Origin of the sequence: Stenotrophomonas sp. 8(2023), from assembly GCF_030345295.1 — a bacterium.
Lineage (GTDB): Bacteria > Pseudomonadota > Gammaproteobacteria > Xanthomonadales > Xanthomonadaceae > Stenotrophomonas > Stenotrophomonas muris.
Map to the genome: position 1 here is coordinate 29,371 of NZ_CP128404.1, position 17,703 is coordinate 47,073.

The following is a 17,703-nucleotide window of genomic DNA, read 5'->3' on the forward strand; positions in this document are numbered from 1 at the left end:
AGCCGAGCATGGGCTCGGCTCTACAAAGGCGGCGTTACCCTGCGTCGCGCGAGGCGCGACGGCCGAACCACCAACCGGCCAGCAGTTGCAGCGGCAGCGATGTCAGCAGCGCAATGACGAACCAGAACGGGAAATCCGCACCGGCCGTCCACATCGCGTAGCCACAGCCCAGCGCGATCAGCGACCAGATCGAGAAACCATGCGAACGCGGCCAGCAGGGGGCGTAATAGGTGGCAAAGGAAACGCCCGCGATGCCACCAAGAACGCTGAAGGTGAGGTCCCAGCCCAGCTGCACGCTGTTGTTGTCCGGCGACAGGCCCAGCAACGGGGGCAGCCAGCTGGCGACGCTGCTGACCAGCGCAAGCGACAGGACGCCGCCGATCAGGGCGACGATGGACAGGAACAGGGTCTTGAGCAGGCCGGGCATGCGCGCATTGTACGGCGGCCACAGAGTGCCCGCGTTGCCGGCCAGCGGCCGGCACTACCGAACCGCCTGGGGTTTGCCGGCCAGCGGCCGGCACTACCGATGAATCGGCATGGCCGCCGCGTCCGTGGGAGAGGGGGACGGAGCGACGACGGCCATGCACAGGCGGTCAGGCGGCGAAGTCGAGTACCACGCGGCCCTCAATGGTGCCCGCGTGCATGCGCGCGAACACGTCGTTGATGTTCTCCAGGCGGTCGGTGCTGACCGTGGCCGCGACCTTGCCTTCGGCGGCGAACTGCAGCGACTCCTGCAGGTCCAGCCGGGTGCCGACGATCGAGCCGCGCACGGTGATGCCGTTGAGCACCATGCCGAAGATGTCCAGCGGGAAATTACCGGGCGGCAGTCCGTTGAGCGAGACCGTGCCGCCACGGCGGACCATGCCCAGCGCCTGCTCGAACGCCTTCGGTGAGACCGCCGTGACCAGGGCGCCGTGCGCGCCGCCGATCTCCTTCCTGAGGAAGGCGGCCGGATCGGTGGTACGCGCGTTCACGGTGACCTGCGCGCCGAGCTGCCGGGCCAATGCCAGCTTGTTGTCGTCCACGTCCACCGCAGCCACGTTCAGGCCCATCGCACGGGCGTACTGCACCGCCATGTGGCCCAGGCCACCGATGCCGGAAATCGCCACCCAGTCGCCGGGCTTGGTGTCGGTGACCTTCAGGCCCTTGTAGACGGTCACGCCGGCGCACAGCACCGGTGCGATCTCGACGAAGCCCACATCCTTCGGAAGCAGGCCGACATAGTTGGCATCGGCCAGTGCGTACTCGGCAAAGCCGCCGTTGACCGAGTAACCGGTATTGCGCTGTGTCTCGCACAGCGTTTCCCAGCCACCCAGGCAGTGTTCGCAATGGCCACACGCCGAGTACAACCAGGGGATGCCGACCCTGTCGCCTTCCTTGACGTGCCCTACCCCGCCTCCCACGGCCACGACGTGCCCCACGCCCTCGTGGCCGGGGATGAACGGCGGGTTCGGTTTCACCGGCCAGTCGCCCTCGGCGGCGTGCAGGTCGGTGTGGCAGACGCCACAGGCCTCGATCCTGACCAGTACCTCGCCCGCCCCCGGGCGTGGTACCGAGACTTCCTCGATCACCAGTGGCTTGCCGAACTCACGCACGACAGCGGCCTTCATGGTCGAATTCATGTTCGGATCTCCGTAGTGCGCTTGCCCACAGAATGACGCCGGCACGAGGCCGGCGCTTTGATCACGATCAAACCTTTGAAGATTCGCGGAGCAGGTTCAGCTGGCCAGCACGGACGCCTCGCGGGCCAGGCGTTCGATCGCCTCCCAGTCGCGGGTCTGCAGCAGTGCCGGGGTGGTCAGCCACGAACCGCCGACGCACAGCACGTTGGGCAGATGCAGGAACTGCGGCGCGGTCTGCGCACTGATGCCGCCGGTCGGGCAGAAGCGCACATCGGCGAACGGACCGTGCCAGGCGGCCAGTAGCGCGGCGCCGCCGGCCTGTACCGCCGGGAAGAACTTGAAGGTGTCCTGGCCATGCTCCAGGCCCAGGATCAGGTCCGAGGCGGTGGCGGCACCGGGCAGGTACGGCAGGTCGGCATCACGCGCGGCCGCATACAACGCCGGCGTGGCACCGGGGGACACCGCGAAGCGCGCGCCGGCCTGCTTTGCTGCCTGCATCTGCGCGGCGTCGAGTACGGTGCCGGCACCGATCACCGCGTCCGGCACGGCCTCGACCATCGCCTTGATCGCATCCAGCGCCTGCGGCGTGCGCAGCGTCACCTCGATTACCGGCAGGCCGCCGCGGAACAGTGCCTGGGCGACGTCGACCGCTTCATTCACATCTTCGGGGGTGTACACCGGGATCACCGGTGCCAGCTTCAACAGCGCGCGCAGGCGCGGATCAGCGCTGGACATGGTCTTGCTCCTTGGCCGACGGGGCATCGCGGATCGCCGCCGGGTACGGCAGCGCAGCGGCGCATGATGCCACGTGGCTCACGAAGGTGCTGGCAGCGTCGCCCCGCCCTGCCCCGGTCAGGCCGGGTCGGCCTGCAGCGCCTGGATGCGGCGCTGGTACCAGTCGCCACCGAGCGGGTCGAACACCGCCGAGCGCTCCATCTGCGACTCGTACACGTGCACAGAAATCGCCAATGCGTCGTCGCTGGCGTTGCGCAGGGTGTGGTACTCGTGCGGCGGGATCAGGCTGCCGGCACTGCCGCAGCCTCCGCGCAGCGTGGCGTGGCGGTGGAAACGCCAGCGCTCGCCGGCGCGCTCCAGCAGCTCGTAACGGGTGATCTCCAGTTCGCCCAACCACACTCCCTCCACACACCACATGGCATCGTGGTCGTGCAGCGGCGTGCCCTGCCCTGGGCCCCAGCTCATGGCGATCACGCTGTAGCCGTGTTCGCGGCTGTGGTACAGCGGACGCCGCGCGTAATGATCACTGACCGGCCGATGCACGCATTCGGGCAATTCGATGCGGCTGTCGGTTATGGCTTCCTGCAGCGCCAGCTGCAGGTCGGCGGTGATGCGCCCGGCATCACCGGCGGTCACCGCCGCGTCGACTGCAGCGATCAACCGGTCGCGGCCACGGAACGGCGGAAACGGAGAGGTCTGCAGGTCCATGCACCTGACTGTAGCGGAGCATGGTTAAGGGAATGTTGGCGTTCGCGCGCGTCGCGTCCGCATTCAGGGTGAACACGCGCAGAAGAACGGTTCAGATGCAGAGGCACTAGAGCAATCACAAGGGAACCTCGCGCAGCAAAACGTGTCGAACACGACGCGATTCAGATCCGCTGCGACGTTCCGCAACTTCGCATCCGACGGGTGCAAGGCTAGAATTCTCCGACTTACCTGGTTCTATACATGTCAGTGCGAAATATGAGCGATGCCGCGTTGCCGGCATCGAAAGGCAAGGCTGCCACGATCAACGACATCGCACGACTGTCGGGAGTTTCCAAGAAAACGGTTTCAAGAATCATCAACAACTCGCCGCTGGTGCGCAAAGACACCCGCGACAAGGTCGAGGCGTTGATGCGGGAGGTCGGTTACGTGCCCGACCCGCTGGCGCGCGGACTCGCGTTCCGCCGCTCCTTCCTGATCGGCCTGGTGTATGACGACCCCGGCGCCCAATGCATTGTCGACCTGCAGCACGGCGCGCTGGAAGCGCTGCGCGGCACCGGCTATGAGCTGGTGGTGCACCCGTGCAACAGCCAGGATCCGGACTGTGCGGACGGCGTGCGCCGTTTCGTGCAGCAGCAGAAACTGCATGGCGTGATCCTCGGCCCGCGCGCCTCCGAATCGATGGCGCTGGCGCAGATGCTCGACGCGATCGACTGCCGCCACATCCGCATCAACGCGCATGCGTCGGAAGAAGACGTGCAGGCGGTGGTCACCCACGATCGCGATGGTGCGGCGGCGGCTGCGGGCTACCTGCTCTCGCTTGGCCACCGCGACATCGCGGTGATTGCCGGTCCCGGTGACCGGCGCGCTGCCCGCGAGCGGACCCACGGCTTCCTTGATCGGCTGGCCCAGGTCGGCGTGACCCTGCCGGGCGAGCGCGTGCTGGAAGCGGGCGACACCTTCGAGTCCGGCGTGCATGCCGCCGAACGCCTGCTGATGGGCGGACAACGCCCCAGTGCGATCTTCACCGGCAACGACGAAATCGCCGCGGGCGTCTACCAGGTGGCATTGCGTGCGGGCATCGCGGTGCCGCAGCAGTTGTCGATCGTCAGCTACGACGACAGCCCGCTGGCGTCGCGGCTGTGGCCGCCGCTGACGTCGGTACGCCGCCACGTCTCCGACATCGGCCGCATGGCTGCCGCGATGCTGGTGCAGACCGACGTACCGGAGGCGCCGGCTGCGGCCAGCGTGCATCCGCAACTGATGGTGCGCGGTTCCTGCCGGGCCGTGGACGGCTGAGTGTCCTGCCCTCGCCTGCGCCGTCGCGACAGAACGGTGCAGGCAACAACGAAAACGGCGCACCAGGGTGCGCCGTTTCCACTGCGAAGCGGTGTGCGTTACGCGCTTACACGTCGCCGCCGTCGGCCCAGCCTTCACCCGTGCCCTTCTGGAACACGCGGTCGTCGTCCTGCACATCACCGGCCGGCAGATGCGCCTGGTCGGCCAGTGCCGCGTAGATCGGGGTGAAGTCCGGCGACGTCGCCTGCATCAGCTGTTCGAAGCTGTCGATGACGAAGTAGGTCTTCTGGAAGGTGTCGATGCGGTACTTGGTGCGCATGATCCGCTGCAGGTCGAAACCGATGCGGTTGGGCGCGGGCGATTCCAGCGAGTACAGTGACTCGCCCTTCGACGACACGATGCCGGCGCCGTAGATGCGCAGGCCGTCGGGCGTATCGATCAGGCCGAACTCCACCGTGTACCAGTACAGGCGGGTCAGGTTCTGCAGTGCATCCGGGCCGATCGCGTGGGCCTTGACGCCGCCACGGCCGTACGCCTCCATGTAGTCGGCGAACACCGGGTTCATCAGCAGCGGCACGTGGCCAAACAGATCGTGGAACAGGTCCGGTTCGGCGATGTAGTCGATCTGGTCCGGGCGACGGATCCACCAGGTCACCGGGAAACGGCGGTTGGCCAGGTGGTCGAAGAAATCCAGTTCCGGCAGCAGGCCTTCAACGCCGACCAGGGTCCAGCCGGTGGCGGCGCCCAGTACTTCGTTGAGCTGGTCGAAGCGCGGAATCATGTGTGCGCTCATGCCCATCTCGTCCTGCGCGTCCAGGAACTCCTGGCAGGCGCGGCCGACCAGCAGTTCGCGCTGGCGCTGGTACAGCGTGCTCCAGGTGGCGTGGTCGTCGGCGCTGTAGGTGTCCCACGGCTGCTCGACGAGCGCGGTGGTATACACCGGCACGTAGCCCTTGTCGGTCTGCTGGTGTTCGACGCGGCGGGGCTGGGCGAGGTCCATGGGCACTCCTTGACGGGATACCCACGATGCTAGGGCAGGGCGCACGCAACAGGGTTGCAAAAGTTGCGTCGATTGGCCTTGTTGGCGCAATATCCTTGCGTACTCACCATGTTGCGGGGCAACAATGGCCGGAGAAGTCCAGTTCGATCGCACGGATATACGTCTACTGGCTGAAATCCAGCGGGATGGGCGCGCCACCAACGCCGAGCTGGCGACACGGGTGAACCTCTCGCCCTCGGCCTGCCTGCGCCGCCTGCAGCGGCTGGAAAGCGAGGGCGTGATCGTCGGCTATGGCGCGCGGCTGGAACCGCGCCAGCTGCGCCTGGGCCTGCAGGCTTTCGTGCGCGTGCAGCTGGAAAAGCATGACCAGGCCGCCATCGGCCACTTCGTGGACAGCGTGCAAGCGTGGGACGAGGTGGTGGCCTGCCATGCGCTGACCGGCGACATGGACTACCTGCTGCACGTCTACGTGCGCGACCTGGAGCACTTCTCGCACTTCCTGCTGGACCGGCTGCTCAACGCCGGCGGCGTGGCCGATGCCAATTCCAGCTTCGTGCTGCGAACGGTGAAGGGTTTCCAGGCGTTGCCGTTGTCGCAGCTGGAGCCCTGAGCAGCCACCAGGCGTGCCCGGTGGCCTGGCATCAATGGATCAGCACTTGTCCTTGCGGCCCATCAGCTTGCCCAGGCGCGAGGCTTCCTCGCACTTTGGTGCGGCCACCGGCGCGGGTGCCGCCGCGGCGGCGCGCGCGCGCTGCAACTGCTGGATCTTCGCGCGGATCTGCGGCATGGCCGCCATTGCGGCCTTCTCGCCTTCCAGGATCGCGGTGCCGCGCTGGCTGAAATCGGCGGCGCCGATGTCCAGTACCTTCGGACGGATGACGATGTCGGCGCGCGCCAGCTCCTGCTCGCCCAGGCGCTGGCCCATGATCGAGATGGACTGGTTGACGATGCCCAGCATGTCCGTCGGTGCCTTGCCGCTGGCCTTGCTGGAGATGTCCACGGCGATCACGAAGTCGGCGCCGAGCTGGCGCGCGGCATCCACCGGCACCGGGCTGACCACGCCGCCGTCGATATAGTTGCGGCCGCCGATCTTCACCGGCTCGAACACACCGGGGATGCTGCTCGACGCGCGCACCGCCTGGCCGACGTTGCCGCGCACGAAGATCGCGCGCTCGCCCGTTTCCAGCTGGGTGGCAACGGCGGCGAACGGTTTCTTCAGGCGCTCGGCGGGACGGTTGGCGACCTGCTCGTTGACGTAGTCCTGCAGCTTCTGGCCCTGCACCAGGCCACCGGAGAACAGGCGTACGTCGCGGATGCTGCCTTCGTCCAGCGCGACTGCCTTGCTCTGCATCTGGAAGGCGTCCATGCCGCTGGCATACAGCGCACCGACCACGCTGCCGGCGCTGGTGCCGGAGACCACGGCCGGCTCGAAGCCGTTGGCTTCCAGCATCTTGATCACGCCGATGTGCGCGAAGCCCTTGGCCGCGCCGCCACCGAGGGCGATGCCGATCCTGATCGGCTTGGCCTGCGGCACCACGGTCGGCGCCGGCGGCGGCGTGGGGCGGACCGGGTCGCCACCGCAGCCGGCCAGCAGGCCGATCAGGGCGACGGACAGCAGCATGCGGGGGCGGAACAGGCTCATCGGCAGTGCGCTCGCGGCGCTGGATTCAGGAAAGGGCGCCAGCATACCGAAGCCGTGGCGGGGCGGGCAGAGTGGGGGGAACTCCCTATTCAGCAAAAAAACGTGAATCGCTTCTGGTGGGTGCGGACCTTGGTCCGCACAAATGCCTGGTCGCGCGCTGAAGGAATGTGCCAACCAGGGTTGGCACCTACCAAATGAGTGGGTCAGAACCGGTTGTCGCCATCCAGCATCCGGCCCAGGCCGCCCAGCACCGAGCCTTCGCCGCGGCTCTGGCCGCCGCCCTGCGGTGCGGCCATCCACATGCGGCCGGCCAGGCGCGAGAACGGCAGCGACTGAAGCCAGACCTTGCCGGGGCCGGTCAGCGTGGCCAGGAACACGCCTTCGCCGCCGAACAGCATGCTCTTGATGCCGGCCACCCGGCGCACGTCCATGTCCACGCTGGAGTGGTAGGCCACCACGCAGCCGGTATCCACGTCCAGGCGCTCGCCGGCGGCCAGCTCGCGCTCGATCACGCAGCCACCGGCGTGGATGAACACCCAGCCGTCGCCTTCCAGCTTCTGCATGATGAAGCCCTCGCCGCCGAACAGGCCGGTCATGATCCTGCGCTGGAACTGAACGCCGATCTGCACGCCGCGCGCGCCGGCCAGGAAGCTGTCCTTCTGGCAGATCAGGCGGCCGCCGTGCTGGTCCAGTTTCATCGCCAGCACCGTGCCGGGGTAGGGCGCGGCGAAGGCGACCTTGCCCTTGCCATGGCCGCTCTGGGTGTAGACGGTGGCGAACAGGCTCTCGCCGGTCAGCACACGGCGGCCGGCGGCCATCACCTTGCCCATGAAGCCGCCCTGGTCACCGTTGGCAGCGCCAAACACCGTGTCCATCTGCACCGTGGCGTCCTTGAACATCAAGGCGCCGGCCTCGGCAATGGCGCTCTCGCCGGGGTCGAGCTCGATCTCCACGAACTGCATTTCATGGCCGACGATGCGGAACTCGATGTCATCGGCGCGGCCGCTGGCGCCGGCGGCGACCGGGACCGGCGGCGGTGTGTTGGGCATGCCCGGGGCTGGAGCCTGCAGCTCGGCCACCTCGGCGATCGGCGTCCACCCGCTCATGCCCTGGCACCATGCCAGGGCGCGTGGATTGGCCTGGGCGTAGCGGCGTGCGGCCCCGTCATCAAGCGGGCCGATTCGCTCGGCCTGGGCGGAGGCATGGAAGTACCACTGGGTCATGGCGGCGGGTCCGTCGCGTGGAAACCCCGAGTCTAGCGAGCGCCCGGGGGTGCCGGCGACGGGGCCATGAACGGCAGGCATTTGCGGCGTAGGTGCTGTATTGCAACAATTATCTGGTAGCGCCGTTTTACCACCCCTCCAAACACAGCCTACCGCCATGTCCCCGACCCGCACTTCCCGTGGCCGATTTCCGGTCGCGCGCCCCCTCGTTGCCGCTCTTTCCGCCCTGCTGCCGCTGGTAGCAGCCGCCCAGGAAACCCCCGCTGCCAAGGATCCGGTTGCCCTCGACGCCCTGCAGGTGACCGCGCAGCGCCGTGTCGAGAACGCCAAGGACGTGCCGGTCGCGCTCTCCGCGATCCAGGGCGAGAAGCTGGATGTGCTCGGTTCGGCCGGCGATGACATCCGTTTCCTGGCCGCACGCGTGCCCAGCCTCAACATCGAGTCGTCCTACGGCCGTGCCTTCCCGCGCTTCTACATCCGCGGCCTGGGCAACACCGACTTCGACCTCAATGCGTCGCAGCCGGTGTCGCTGGTGTACGACGACGTGGTGCAGGAAAGCCCGCTGCTGAAGGGCTTCCCGCTGTTCGACCTGGCCAACGTGGAAGTGCTGCGTGGTCCGCAGGGCACGCTGTTCGGCCGCAACACCCCGGCCGGCGTGGTCAAATTCGATTCGGCGCGTCCGTCGCAGGATGCCGATGGCTACATCCGCGTCGGCTACGGCAGCTACAACAGCTGGAACGTGCAGGGCGCCTACGGCGGCCCGCTGACCGATCGCTGGTCGGCACGCGTCTCGGCGATCTACCAGCGCCGCGATGACTGGGTCGACAACACCCGCGTCGGCGCTCCCAACAGTGGCTTCGAAGGCTATGACGAAGCCGCCGGCCGCGTGCAGTTCCTGTACGAAGGCGATGACTTCGAAGCGCTGTTCAACCTGCACAAGCGCAAGCTCAATGGCACCGCCCGCCTGTTCCGCGCCAACATCATCGAGAAGGGTGGCAACTCGCTGGTCGAGAACTTCGACCGCGACAAGGTGGCCAACGACGGCGTCAACTTCTCCGACCTGAAGACCTGGGGTGGCAGCGCGCGCCTGCAGTGGAACCTCGGCTCGGTGACGCTGCACTCGATCACCGGCTACGAAACCGCCGAATCGCTCAACCGCGGTGACATTGACGGTGGCTACGGCGCGGCGTTCCTTGGCGCCGGCAACTACGGCCCCGGCCTGATTCCGTTCTCGTCGGAGTCGGCTGACGGCCTGCCGCATCACCGCCAGTGGACGCAGGAAGTCCGCATCGAGTCCAACGAGTGGGGCCGCTTCGACTGGCAGGCCGGCGTCTTCTACTTCGATGAAGACGTGACCATCAACAACTTCAACTACGACTCGCTGGCCCCGGGCAATCCGCAGACCGGCCACGTGGTGCAGAACCAGCGCAACAAGGCCTGGGCGGTGTTCGCCTCGGGTGACTTCGATGTCACCGACCGCTTCAAGCTGCGTGCCGGCGTGCGCTACACCCAGGACAAGAAGGACTTCAGCGCCAGCGTGCTGCAGGCCGTTCCGTTCGGCACCCCGGTCAGTGGCCCGTACCTGGCCAACACCGACGTCAACGACGTCAGCTGGGACCTCAGCGGCGTCTACAAGCTGACCGACGACATCAACGCCTATGCCCGCGTGGCCAAGGGCTTCCGCGCGCCGTCGATCCAGGGCCGCCTGGCCTTCGCGCCAGGCCTGTCGCAGGCCGATTCGGAGAAGGTGATCTCGTACGAGGCCGGCATCAAGGCCGACCTGTTCGAGCGCCGCGCGCGCCTGGGCCTGAGCGTGTTCCGCTACAACGTCGATGGCCAGCAGCTGATCGCGGTGGGCGGCAGCAACAACACCGCCACCCTGCTCAACGCCGACAAGACCATCGGCCAGGGCGTCGAGCTGGACCTGGAGGCCTACCTGGCCGACAACGTCCTGCTGACCTTCGGCAGCAGCTACAACGACACCGAGATCAAGGACAAGAACCTGGCGGTGGCGATCTGCGGCGGTGGCTGCACCATCACCGACCCGACCACGGTGATCAACGGCCAGACCTATGCGCTGGTGAACGGCAACCCGCTGCCGCAGGCGCCGAAGTGGATCCACAACGCGACCCTGCGCGTGGGCTTCCCGCTCAGCGATGGCAGCGAGCTGTACGCCTACACCGACTGGGCCTACCGCAGTGCGGTGAACTTCTTCATCTACGAGTCGCCGGAATTCCGCGGCCGTAGTTCGCTGGAAGGCGGCCTGCGCCTGGGCTACAACTGGGATTACGGCCAGTACGACGTGGCGGTGTTCGGTCGCAACCTGACCAACCAGACCCGCGTGGTCGGCGCGATCGACTTCAACAACCTGACCGGCTTCCTCAATGAGCCGCGTACCTGGGGCGTGGAGTTCACCGCGAAGTTCTGATGCGGTGGCTGCGTTGATGCAATGCAGAAGGGCCGGCGCAATGCCGGCCCTTCTGGTTTTCTGCTTCGTGTAGAGCCGAGCCTGCGCTCGGCTGCTCTGAGCCGAGCATGGCTCGGCTCTACAGAGGCGTGGCCTACAGCGCGCTCTGCGGGCGCACCTTCAGCACCGCATTCTCGGTGGCGCAGTCGCGGCTGGAGTGCCGACCGGCCTTGCGCGCCGCCTCGATCTCCTTGCGTGCGGCCAGCAGGTCCTTGTTGAAGGCAGCGTTGTCATGCAGGCGGGCCACGGCGGCCGCGCCCATGAAGCGGCCCTCGAGGATGTCGCTCTGCCAGTGCACGTTGCACACCAGGCGGCTCTCGCCGTAGTTGCGGCCGCGGGCCTGGATGGCATCGGCGCGGTCCGGCGCGATCTCCGACAGGATCAGGGCCCAGGCCCAGCCGATCGAGGTGTGGCCGGACGGATAGGAACCGTTCTTGCGCAGGCCGTCCTCGTCCTTCGGCGAGCAGGTCGGCTCACCGTTGACCATGAACGGGCGCGGGCGCTGGTAGTGGTTCTTGGCCGCCTTGGTGGCGGCGCTGGCGTCGATCCGGCTGCGCTCCAGCAGTCGGTACAGCGCCGGGGTCTTCACTGCATCGACGTCGATGTCGGCGGCGCAGGAGAAGTGGTTGGCGCCTTCGGGGAAGCCGAGTTCCGCATCGACGCCGGCCTGGGCGAAGCGTGGGCTGCCACGCAGCGCGCGGGCTTCACGGCTGACCTGTTCGTCCAGGGCGAGGGCGGCCGAACCGGCCGCCGGTGGTGCCGGCACCAGGTCCAGGCTGGCCGGAACCGCGCTCGTGTCCAGATAGCCCACCGCCTTGGTGGTGATGTTGGCTTCGACGGCGGTCGGCTTGCTGGCGGTGGCTGCGCAGCCAGCCAGGACCGCGACAACGGTGAGACCGAGCAGTGGGCGGGCGGTGTGGGAAATCAGCGACATGGACGGCTCCAGAGGAAAAACATCGCGTCATGATCGCAGCCCGTATGCGACACCGCAGTGGCCATCGGTCATACGGCCAGACCCGGCATGGTCATCGGGGCAGTATGAAAAACGTCATCGAGTGTCGTCAGTCTCCTGAATCCGGGCGCAGCGCACGGACTTTCACGCGCCTGCGCCGCGAGCATCGACACAACGGGGTCGAGAGGCCGTCCAGTTCCAGCCGGGTCGGGGGGATCCACTGACAGAGGGAGAGAAGCGATGCGCAGCACCGCAACAGGAAGTACCGTCCTGGCCCTGCTCCTCGGGCTGGCAACCGCCCCGGCGCAGGCCGCCGACGTGGTCGGCGTGGCCTTCGTGCATGGCACCGGCGCGCAGACCAATGCCACCCAGGACTACTGGCAGCCGGCGATCATCGACACCGTGCGCCAGGGTCTGCCGAACAGCAGCAACTACGTCGTCATCAACTGTGACTTCACCCAGTACATGTGGAAACCGGAAGCGGCCGGTTGCCTGGCCAACCAGCTGACCGGCTTCATCGACAGCCGTGGCATCACCCAGCTGGTGGTGATCACCCACTCCAACGGCGGCAACGTGATGCGCTGGATCCTGTCCAACCCCACCTACGACAGCCGCTATCCGAAGATCATCCGCACGGTGCGCAAGGTCAATGCGCTGGCTCCGTCCTCGGCCGGTACACCGCTGGCCGATGCAGTGCTCAACGGCAATACCTTCGAAACGTCGCTGGGCTGGCTGCTGGGCTACAAGAACGACGCGGTACGCCAGCAGCAGGTGGCAAGCATGGCCACCTACAACGCGCAGAACCTGTACGGCACGGCCGGTCGCCCGGCGCTGCCCAAACCGTTCCGTGCGGTGGTCGGCAGCGATGTGGAATCGGCGGTGTGGGACAGCAACAGTTACTGCGGTGGCTACGCCGCCAATGTCGGCCTGGAGTTCACCCAGAACTGGCTGTCGTCCTGCTCCGATGGCTTCCTGGAGTGCAGCAGCCAGAAGGCTGCCGGCACCACCTGGTTCACCGACAAGGCACGCACCCAGGGCGCCGAACCACTCAGCCACAACCAGAGCCGGCGCGAGTGCTTCGGCCTCGGCACCCTGCTGCGCAACGACCTGAACCAGTGAGGGAGATGACCATGACGAACCATTCCACCCTGCTGGCCAGTGCTTTGCTGGCCGTGCTGTCCCTTTCCGCAGCGCAGGCCGCGCAGCCGCTGCAGGCCGCCCGCGCGGGCGATCAGGTGCCTGCCGCACTGGTGGCCGCGCCGCTGCCCGCCGATGAAAGCGAGCACGCGCCGCTGTCCTTTGCCTGGGCGCTGGACCCGGCACAACCGCTGCAGGCGGCCACGCCGTATGCCTCGGTCAGCCGCAGCTACTGGCAGCAGGTCGATGGCACGCAGCTGCAACGCGGCCTGGACCTGCCGCTGACGGCGCCCGATGCGGTGATCCAGCTGAGCCCGGCCGCAGGTGCCCGCGCGCTGCCGGCCAACACCCTGCAGGTGCGCGACCCGGCCGGCCGCAGCAGCGTGGCCCGCCGTGTCGATGCGCGCGCGCTGCAGGATGCCGGCATGCCGGTGAGTGATGGCAGCAGCATGCTGCGCACCGGCGCGACCAGTTCGGCCGGTGCGTACACGCTGCAGAGCACGCAGGCGCAGGGCCGCTATGTGGTGCAGGTGCTTGAGCCGAACAGCCCGCTGCGGCTGGAAGTGCAGGCCAACCAGGCGCAGGTGCTGGCTGGTGGCAACGTGCAGCTGCAGGCACGCCTGCTGGAAGACAGCGCCACCACCGCGCAGCTGGCATCGCGCCGTGGCGGCCTGGGCGGTGAAGCCCTGCTGGTCGCACCGGATGGCCGCAGCTGGCCGCAGCGCCTGCTGCGCACCACCGACGGCAGCCTGCGCGCGCAGGTGCGCATCCCCGCCGATCTCGGCAGCGTGCAGGGGCTGTGGGAACTGCAGGTGTTCGCCCAGGCCGATGGCGTGCTGCGCGACGGCAAGGTGGCTTTCGCGGTGGCACGGCCGACCGCGCGCTTCAGTGGCCAGGCGGCACCGGACCCGTCCAGCCGCCAGGTGGCACTGCCGCTGCAGGTGGCCGCCGCTGGCCGCTACGAAGCACGCGGCACGCTGTACGCCACGGCCCGCGATGGCCAGTTGAAGCCGGTCGCGCAGGCACATGCGGCGGCGTGGTTCGATGGCCCCGGTGCAGGCCAGCTGGTGCTGCCGTTCGACCAGGCCGCATTGCCGGCCGGTTTCGGTGCGCCGTACGAACTGCGCGACCTGCAGCTGCAGGACCAGAGCCGGATGGCACCGATCGAGTCGCGCGCGCTGGCGTTGCGGTTCTGAGCACGGCGGTGGCGGGCCGGGATATCCGGCCCGCTGCATTGCATCCTGTAGAGCCGAGCCGATGCCCGGCTGCTGTTTGTCGTGATCAGGAGCAGCCGAGCATCGGCTCGGCTCTACAGTGGCATGTCGATCACCCCGCGTACGCGGTCAGCCGGCCTTCCTGCTCGCATACGGTGATCGCGCCGCCGAACACCGCCGACAGCGGTTCGTTGCGCAGCAGCTCGGCGCGGGTGCCGTCGGCCAGTACGCGACCATCGCGCAGCAGCACCACGCGCTCGATCTCGGGAATGATCTCTTCGATGTGGTGGGTCACCAGCACCAGGGTGATGCCCTGCTGCGCCAGCACCCGCATGGTCGCCACCAGCTGCTCGCGGGCGACCAGGTCCAGCCCGGTGGAGGGTTCGTCCAGCAGCAGTGCCTGCGGTCGATTGACCAGCGCGCGGGCGATCAGCACGCGGCGGGTCTCGCCGGCCGACAGCTCGGCATAGGCGCGCTCGCGCAGCGTCAGGGCGCCGGTCATCGCCAGCGTTTCACCGACGCGTGCACGCATGTCGGCGGTCACCTCGCGGAAGGCCGGCACCACGTAGCTGGCGAAGAAGCCGGACAGCACCGCCTGTTCCACGGTCAGGCCGGGCATGTCGGCCAGGTTGCTGCTGAGGTCGCCGGTGACGATGCCCAGCTGCGAGCGCAGCCGGTCCACCTGCCAGCGGTTCTGGCCCAGCACCTTCACCGCCACCGTGCCGTCGCCCTGCGCCAGTGGATACAGTTCGCGGGTGATCAGCTTGATGAAGGTGGATTTGCCGCAGCCGTTGGGGCCGAGCAGGGCGGTGTGCTGGCCCTGCGCGATGCGCAGGCTGAGCCCGTGCAGCACCTTCACCTGGCCGCGCACCACGGTGGCGCGGTCCAGTTCGATCAAGGGGGGCAGCTCCGCGACGGGCGGGGCGGCGGTCATGGCGCTGGCGCGTGGATCAAGGCTCGACAACTCAGGTCCCCAACTGTGAACGGTGCCACGGATGGCGATGCGATACATCGCCGCAGGGATGCAGTTTGCAACGCAAGCGGCCATCATGTCTGCCATCCCCGCGTCGATCCGGAGAGCCGTCATGCCTGATGCCCTGATGTCCCTGTTGACCGGTGGTGTGCTCGGCCTGGGGTGGTGGGCCATGCTGGCAGTGCTGCTGGTCTTCACCCAGATCACCATCTTCTCGGTGACCCTGTACCTGCACCGCAGCCAGGCCCATCGCGGGGTCGATTTCCACCCGGCGCTGGCCCACGTGTTCCGTTTCTGGCTGTGGCTGACCACCTCGATGATCACCCGCGAGTGGGTGGCCATCCATCGCAAGCACCACGCCAAGGTGGAGACCGAGGACGACCCGCACAGCCCGGTCACCCGCGGCATCGGCAGGGTGTTCTGGCACGGCGTGGAGCTGTACCGGGAGGCACGCGGCATGCGCGCGGACATCGAACAGTACGGGCGCGGTACCCCGGACGATGCGATCGAGCGCCACCTGTATACCCCGCACGCCACGCTGGGCCCGGTGCTGCTGCTGGTGATCAACAGCGTGCTGTTCGGCCTGCCCGGCGTGGCCCTGTGGGCGATCCAGATGGCATGGATCCCGTTCTGGGCGGCCGGCGTGGTCAACGGCCTGGGCCACTGGTGGGGCTACCGCAACTACGAGTCTGCCGATACCTCCACCAATCTCACGCCGTGGGGGTTCTGGATCGGTGGCGAGGAGCTGCACAACAACCACCATGCCTTCCCCAGCTCGGCGCGCTTCGCGATGCGGCGCTGGGAATTCGACATCGGCTGGAGTGCGATCCGCCTGCTGCAGGCGCTGCGCCTGGCCAAGGTGCTGCGGGTGGCACCGGCCATGGACGTGCGTCCGAACATCGCCGTGCCCGATGCCGAGACCCTTAAGGCGCTGCTGTCGCATCGCTTCCAGGCGATGACCGACTACCAGCGCAATGTGTTCATGCCGGCCCTGCGCGAGGAAGCCGCCCAGGCCGGAGCCAAGCTGCGCCGCCTGCTGCCGCGCCGGCTGCGCCGTGGACTGGTCAACGATGGTCGCTGGCTGAAGCCGGACAGCCGTGCCCAGCTCAGCGCATGGGTGGCACAGCGCCCGCGCATCCGCACCCTGGTCGAGTACCGCGCGCGGCTGGCGGCGTTGCTGGAAGCCCGAGGCCACGATGCCGCCGAGCGCCTGCACCAGTTGCAGGCGTGGTGCCGCGAGGCCGAGGAAAGCGGTATCGCGGCGTTGCAGGCCTACGCCGCACGCTTGAAGGGCTACAGCCTGGTGGGCGCGTGAGGGCAGGGTACGGGCTTCTGCTGGCGGCACTGCTGCCGGGCGCGGCGCTGGCCCAGGTCACCGACACCGCCAGCTATCTGCAGCGGATGGACAGCGATGGCGACGGCAGGGTCAGCGAGGCCGAGTACGTGCAGTGGATGCTGTATGCCTTCGACCGCATGGACCGCAACGGTGATGGTGTGCTGACGGCCGAGGAGCTGCCCGGTGGCAAGGGCAGGGCGATCAGCCGCGAGCAGCAGCGGCAGGTGATCGTGCAGCGCTTCCACAAGCAGGATGCCAACGGTGATGGTTTCCTGGATGCGCGCGAACTGGCGGCGCCTCCGCGCTAAAGATTCCCGGCGTGCTGCCGATGGTGGGTTCGACGCGATCCCGGGTACCGGTCGATCCGCACGGGTAAGGCGATCTGGCATGTCGACCGCGATGGATCGCGGTAGGGGGAAGGACATGGAAGGGAGTGCGGTGCCATTGCGATGATCGATGCCGAACGGAATCGCCTGCACTGGCCCGACACGACCCAAGGATCCCCCATGAAATCGAACCCACCCCTGCTGGCGGCCGCGCTGCTCGGCAGCCTCGTCATCGCCTCGCCTGTGCTGGCCAATGAGCCACCCCCGACCGCCCCGTCCGACACGGCGACGGCTGCAGACGTTCCCGCCGCTGATGCCGGCGTTGTCGCCGCCGTGGCGGAGCTGCCTGCCTGGGAAAGCCGGGTGCCGGTGAGCGTGAAGCTGCAGATGGGCGCGGATGGCCAGCCAGTCGGCGACAAGACGCTGCGCCTGGTGCAGCGTTCCACCACCGGCAAGCTGGTGGCCGCGCAGGTTGCCGTGTCATTGTTTTCCGGCACGCTCGGCGGCAGCTCGTTCAAGAAGGACCAGCTGAAGGGAACCCGGGTGGAGACCGTTCCGAACCCGGCCTTCGGTTACCTGCAGGACCAGGTGCGCATGCGCCTGGCCGAGTACTTCACCGCGCATCCGGGCGCTGTGCCGGCAGAGGTACGGCCGGTGCAGATCACCGCCGATGGCTTCACCCTGATCTACAAGGAACTGGGCGATGCCGATACCCAGTACGAGCTGCGCCAGATCCAGCACGTCGGCTTCCCGTATACCCGCAAGCTGTTGCGCCTGGTCGGTGGCGAAGGCGTGCAGTGCCAGGTCGACGCACCGGTGGCCGCACCCCTGGAAGCCTGGCAGGCCGACGACTATGCGTTGGTCAAGCAGACGGCCGAGCGCTACAGCGACCAGTGCCTGGCCCGGTTCGTGGAAACGCTGCCGTCGCTGTTCCCGGACCGTTCCGCCGCTGCGGCACCGGTTCCGGCGGAGCCTGTGCGCGCCGGCCAGGGCGCCTGACACCGGTCGATGCCGGGGATCATTCCCCGGCATCGACGGCCAGGTGCCGGCCGCAGAGCGGGGATAGAATCCC

The 17,703-nt window shown here is 67.8% G+C and carries 17 protein-coding genes; 8 read left to right on the forward strand and 9 right to left on the reverse strand.

Translation table 11 applies throughout. The annotated features are described in order from the left end of the window. Positions 1–34 precede the first annotated feature (34 nt). The 4 genes from QP609_RS00140 to QP609_RS00155 form a co-directional block, all read right to left on the reverse strand. Positions 35–427 (reverse strand): hypothetical protein, encoded by a 393-nt coding sequence (locus QP609_RS00140; protein WP_197621088.1) that lies wholly within the window; start codon positions 425–427, stop codon positions 35–37. A gap of 166 nt (positions 428–593) precedes the next feature. Continuing rightward, a complete protein-coding gene (gene adhP, locus QP609_RS00145; RefSeq protein WP_075075937.1) occupies positions 594–1,622 on the reverse strand; it encodes an alcohol dehydrogenase AdhP in 1,029 nt (342 codons plus the stop codon). Between the two features lie 96 nt (positions 1,623–1,718). Continuing rightward, the gene (gene eda, locus QP609_RS00150; RefSeq protein WP_014645424.1) at positions 1,719–2,357 is read right to left on the reverse strand and encodes a bifunctional 4-hydroxy-2-oxoglutarate aldolase/2-dehydro-3-deoxy-phosphogluconate aldolase; all 639 of its coding nucleotides are present in this window, start codon (positions 2,355–2,357) and stop codon (positions 1,719–1,721) included. A gap of 117 nt (positions 2,358–2,474) precedes the next feature. Then, entirely contained in the window at positions 2,475–3,065 is a 591-nt protein-coding gene (locus tag QP609_RS00155) for a cysteine dioxygenase family protein (RefSeq protein ID WP_014645425.1), read from the reverse strand. 240 nt (positions 3,066–3,305) lie between these two features. On the opposite strand from QP609_RS00155, the gene QP609_RS00160 reads away from it, so the two are divergent. Continuing rightward, the gene (locus QP609_RS00160) at positions 3,306–4,361 is read left to right on the forward strand and encodes a LacI family DNA-binding transcriptional regulator (RefSeq protein WP_041862907.1); all 1,056 of its coding nucleotides are present in this window, start codon (positions 3,306–3,308) and stop codon (positions 4,359–4,361) included. Positions 4,362–4,467: 106 nt separating this feature from the next. On the opposite strand, the gene phhA is transcribed toward QP609_RS00160, so the two are convergent. Beyond that, positions 4,468–5,361 (reverse strand): phenylalanine 4-monooxygenase, encoded by an 894-nt coding sequence (phhA, locus tag QP609_RS00165; RefSeq protein ID WP_014645427.1) that lies wholly within the window; start codon positions 5,359–5,361, stop codon positions 4,468–4,470. Between the two features lie 124 nt (positions 5,362–5,485). Here phhA and QP609_RS00170 point away from each other — a divergent pair, with 124 nt between their 5' ends. Beyond that, on the forward strand, positions 5,486–5,971 hold the full coding sequence (locus QP609_RS00170) for an Lrp/AsnC family transcriptional regulator (RefSeq protein WP_014645428.1): 486 nt from the start codon (positions 5,486–5,488) through the stop codon (positions 5,969–5,971). Positions 5,972–6,010: 39 nt separating this feature from the next. Here QP609_RS00170 and QP609_RS00175 read toward each other — a convergent pair whose 3' ends face one another. Together QP609_RS00175 and QP609_RS00180 are read right to left on the reverse strand one after the other, a co-directional pair. Further along, entirely contained in the window at positions 6,011–7,003 is a 993-nt protein-coding gene (locus QP609_RS00175) for a patatin-like phospholipase family protein (protein ID WP_197621087.1), read from the reverse strand. 203 nt (positions 7,004–7,206) lie between these two features. Continuing rightward, positions 7,207–8,226: a TIGR00266 family protein gene (locus QP609_RS00180; RefSeq protein ID WP_142235497.1), complete on the reverse strand. Its 1,020-nt coding sequence runs from the start codon at positions 8,224–8,226 to the stop codon at positions 7,207–7,209. A gap of 157 nt (positions 8,227–8,383) precedes the next feature. Between QP609_RS00180 and QP609_RS00185 the strand changes: the two genes are divergently transcribed. Further along, complete coding sequence (locus QP609_RS00185; RefSeq protein ID WP_049408885.1) at positions 8,384–10,654, forward strand: TonB-dependent receptor; 2,271 nt, start codon at positions 8,384–8,386, stop codon at positions 10,652–10,654. A gap of 133 nt (positions 10,655–10,787) precedes the next feature. Here the strand turns inward: QP609_RS00185 and QP609_RS00190 are convergent, their stop codons facing one another. Continuing rightward, on the reverse strand, positions 10,788–11,627 hold the full coding sequence (locus QP609_RS00190) for a phosphatase PAP2 family protein (RefSeq protein WP_049408886.1): 840 nt from the start codon (positions 11,625–11,627) through the stop codon (positions 10,788–10,790). A 258-nt stretch (positions 11,628–11,885) separates the two neighbouring features. On the opposite strand from QP609_RS00190, the gene QP609_RS00195 reads away from it, so the two are divergent. Both QP609_RS00195 and QP609_RS00200 read left to right on the forward strand, forming a co-directional pair. After that, entirely contained in the window at positions 11,886–12,764 is an 879-nt protein-coding gene (locus QP609_RS00195) for a hypothetical protein (protein ID WP_032962353.1), read from the forward strand. Between the two features lie 11 nt (positions 12,765–12,775). Further along, positions 12,776–13,978 carry a DUF4785 domain-containing protein gene (locus tag QP609_RS00200; RefSeq protein ID WP_014645434.1) on the forward strand — a complete coding sequence of 401 codons (1,203 nt, stop codon included), beginning with the start codon at positions 12,776–12,778 and terminating at the stop codon, positions 13,976–13,978. A gap of 130 nt (positions 13,979–14,108) precedes the next feature. Here the strand turns inward: QP609_RS00200 and QP609_RS00205 are convergent, their stop codons facing one another. Further along, entirely contained in the window at positions 14,109–14,930 is an 822-nt protein-coding gene (locus QP609_RS00205; protein WP_032962356.1) for an ATP-binding cassette domain-containing protein, read from the reverse strand. A 151-nt stretch (positions 14,931–15,081) separates the two neighbouring features. Between QP609_RS00205 and QP609_RS00210 the strand changes: the two genes are divergently transcribed. From QP609_RS00210 to QP609_RS00220, 3 genes are all read left to right on the forward strand, one after another. Then, on the forward strand, positions 15,082–16,284 hold the full coding sequence (locus tag QP609_RS00210; protein WP_014645436.1) for a fatty acid desaturase: 1,203 nt from the start codon (positions 15,082–15,084) through the stop codon (positions 16,282–16,284). Continuing rightward, complete coding sequence (locus tag QP609_RS00215; RefSeq protein WP_014645437.1) at positions 16,281–16,613, forward strand: hypothetical protein; 333 nt, start codon at positions 16,281–16,283, stop codon at positions 16,611–16,613. Before QP609_RS00210 ends, QP609_RS00215 begins: the two co-directional genes overlap by 4 nt. A 198-nt stretch (positions 16,614–16,811) precedes the next feature. Then, positions 16,812–17,630 carry a hypothetical protein gene (locus tag QP609_RS00220; protein ID WP_197621086.1) on the forward strand — a complete coding sequence of 273 codons (819 nt, stop codon included), beginning with the start codon at positions 16,812–16,814 and terminating at the stop codon, positions 17,628–17,630. Positions 17,631–17,703: the final 73 nt, after the last annotated feature.

Coding starts and splice junctions, on each gene's coding strand:
- QP609_RS00140 (WP_197621088.1), bottom strand. CDS start 427: ATGCCCGGCCTGCTCAAGACCCTGTTCCTGTCCATCGTCGCCCTGATC.
- adhP (WP_075075937.1), bottom strand. CDS start 1,622: ATGAATTCGACCATGAAGGCCGCTGTCGTGCGTGAGTTCGGCAAGCCA.
- eda (WP_014645424.1), bottom strand. CDS start 2,357: ATGTCCAGCGCTGATCCGCGCCTGCGCGCGCTGTTGAAGCTGGCACCG.
- QP609_RS00155 (WP_014645425.1), bottom strand. CDS start 3,065: ATGGACCTGCAGACCTCTCCGTTTCCGCCGTTCCGTGGCCGCGACCGG.
- QP609_RS00160 (WP_041862907.1), top strand. CDS start 3,306: ATGTCAGTGCGAAATATGAGCGATGCCGCGTTGCCGGCATCGAAAGGC.
- phhA (WP_014645427.1), bottom strand. CDS start 5,361: ATGGACCTCGCCCAGCCCCGCCGCGTCGAACACCAGCAGACCGACAAG.
- QP609_RS00170 (WP_014645428.1), top strand. CDS start 5,486: ATGGCCGGAGAAGTCCAGTTCGATCGCACGGATATACGTCTACTGGCT.
- QP609_RS00175 (WP_197621087.1), bottom strand. CDS start 7,003: ATGAGCCTGTTCCGCCCCCGCATGCTGCTGTCCGTCGCCCTGATCGGC.
- QP609_RS00180 (WP_142235497.1), bottom strand. CDS start 8,226: ATGACCCAGTGGTACTTCCATGCCTCCGCCCAGGCCGAGCGAATCGGC.
- QP609_RS00185 (WP_049408885.1), top strand. CDS start 8,384: ATGTCCCCGACCCGCACTTCCCGTGGCCGATTTCCGGTCGCGCGCCCC.
- QP609_RS00190 (WP_049408886.1), bottom strand. CDS start 11,627: ATGTCGCTGATTTCCCACACCGCCCGCCCACTGCTCGGTCTCACCGTT.
- QP609_RS00195 (WP_032962353.1), top strand. CDS start 11,886: ATGCGCAGCACCGCAACAGGAAGTACCGTCCTGGCCCTGCTCCTCGGG.
- QP609_RS00200 (WP_014645434.1), top strand. CDS start 12,776: ATGACGAACCATTCCACCCTGCTGGCCAGTGCTTTGCTGGCCGTGCTG.
- QP609_RS00205 (WP_032962356.1), bottom strand. CDS start 14,930: ATGACCGCCGCCCCGCCCGTCGCGGAGCTGCCCCCCTTGATCGAACTG.
- QP609_RS00210 (WP_014645436.1), top strand. CDS start 15,082: ATGCCTGATGCCCTGATGTCCCTGTTGACCGGTGGTGTGCTCGGCCTG.
- QP609_RS00220 (WP_197621086.1), top strand. CDS start 16,812: ATGAAATCGAACCCACCCCTGCTGGCGGCCGCGCTGCTCGGCAGCCTC.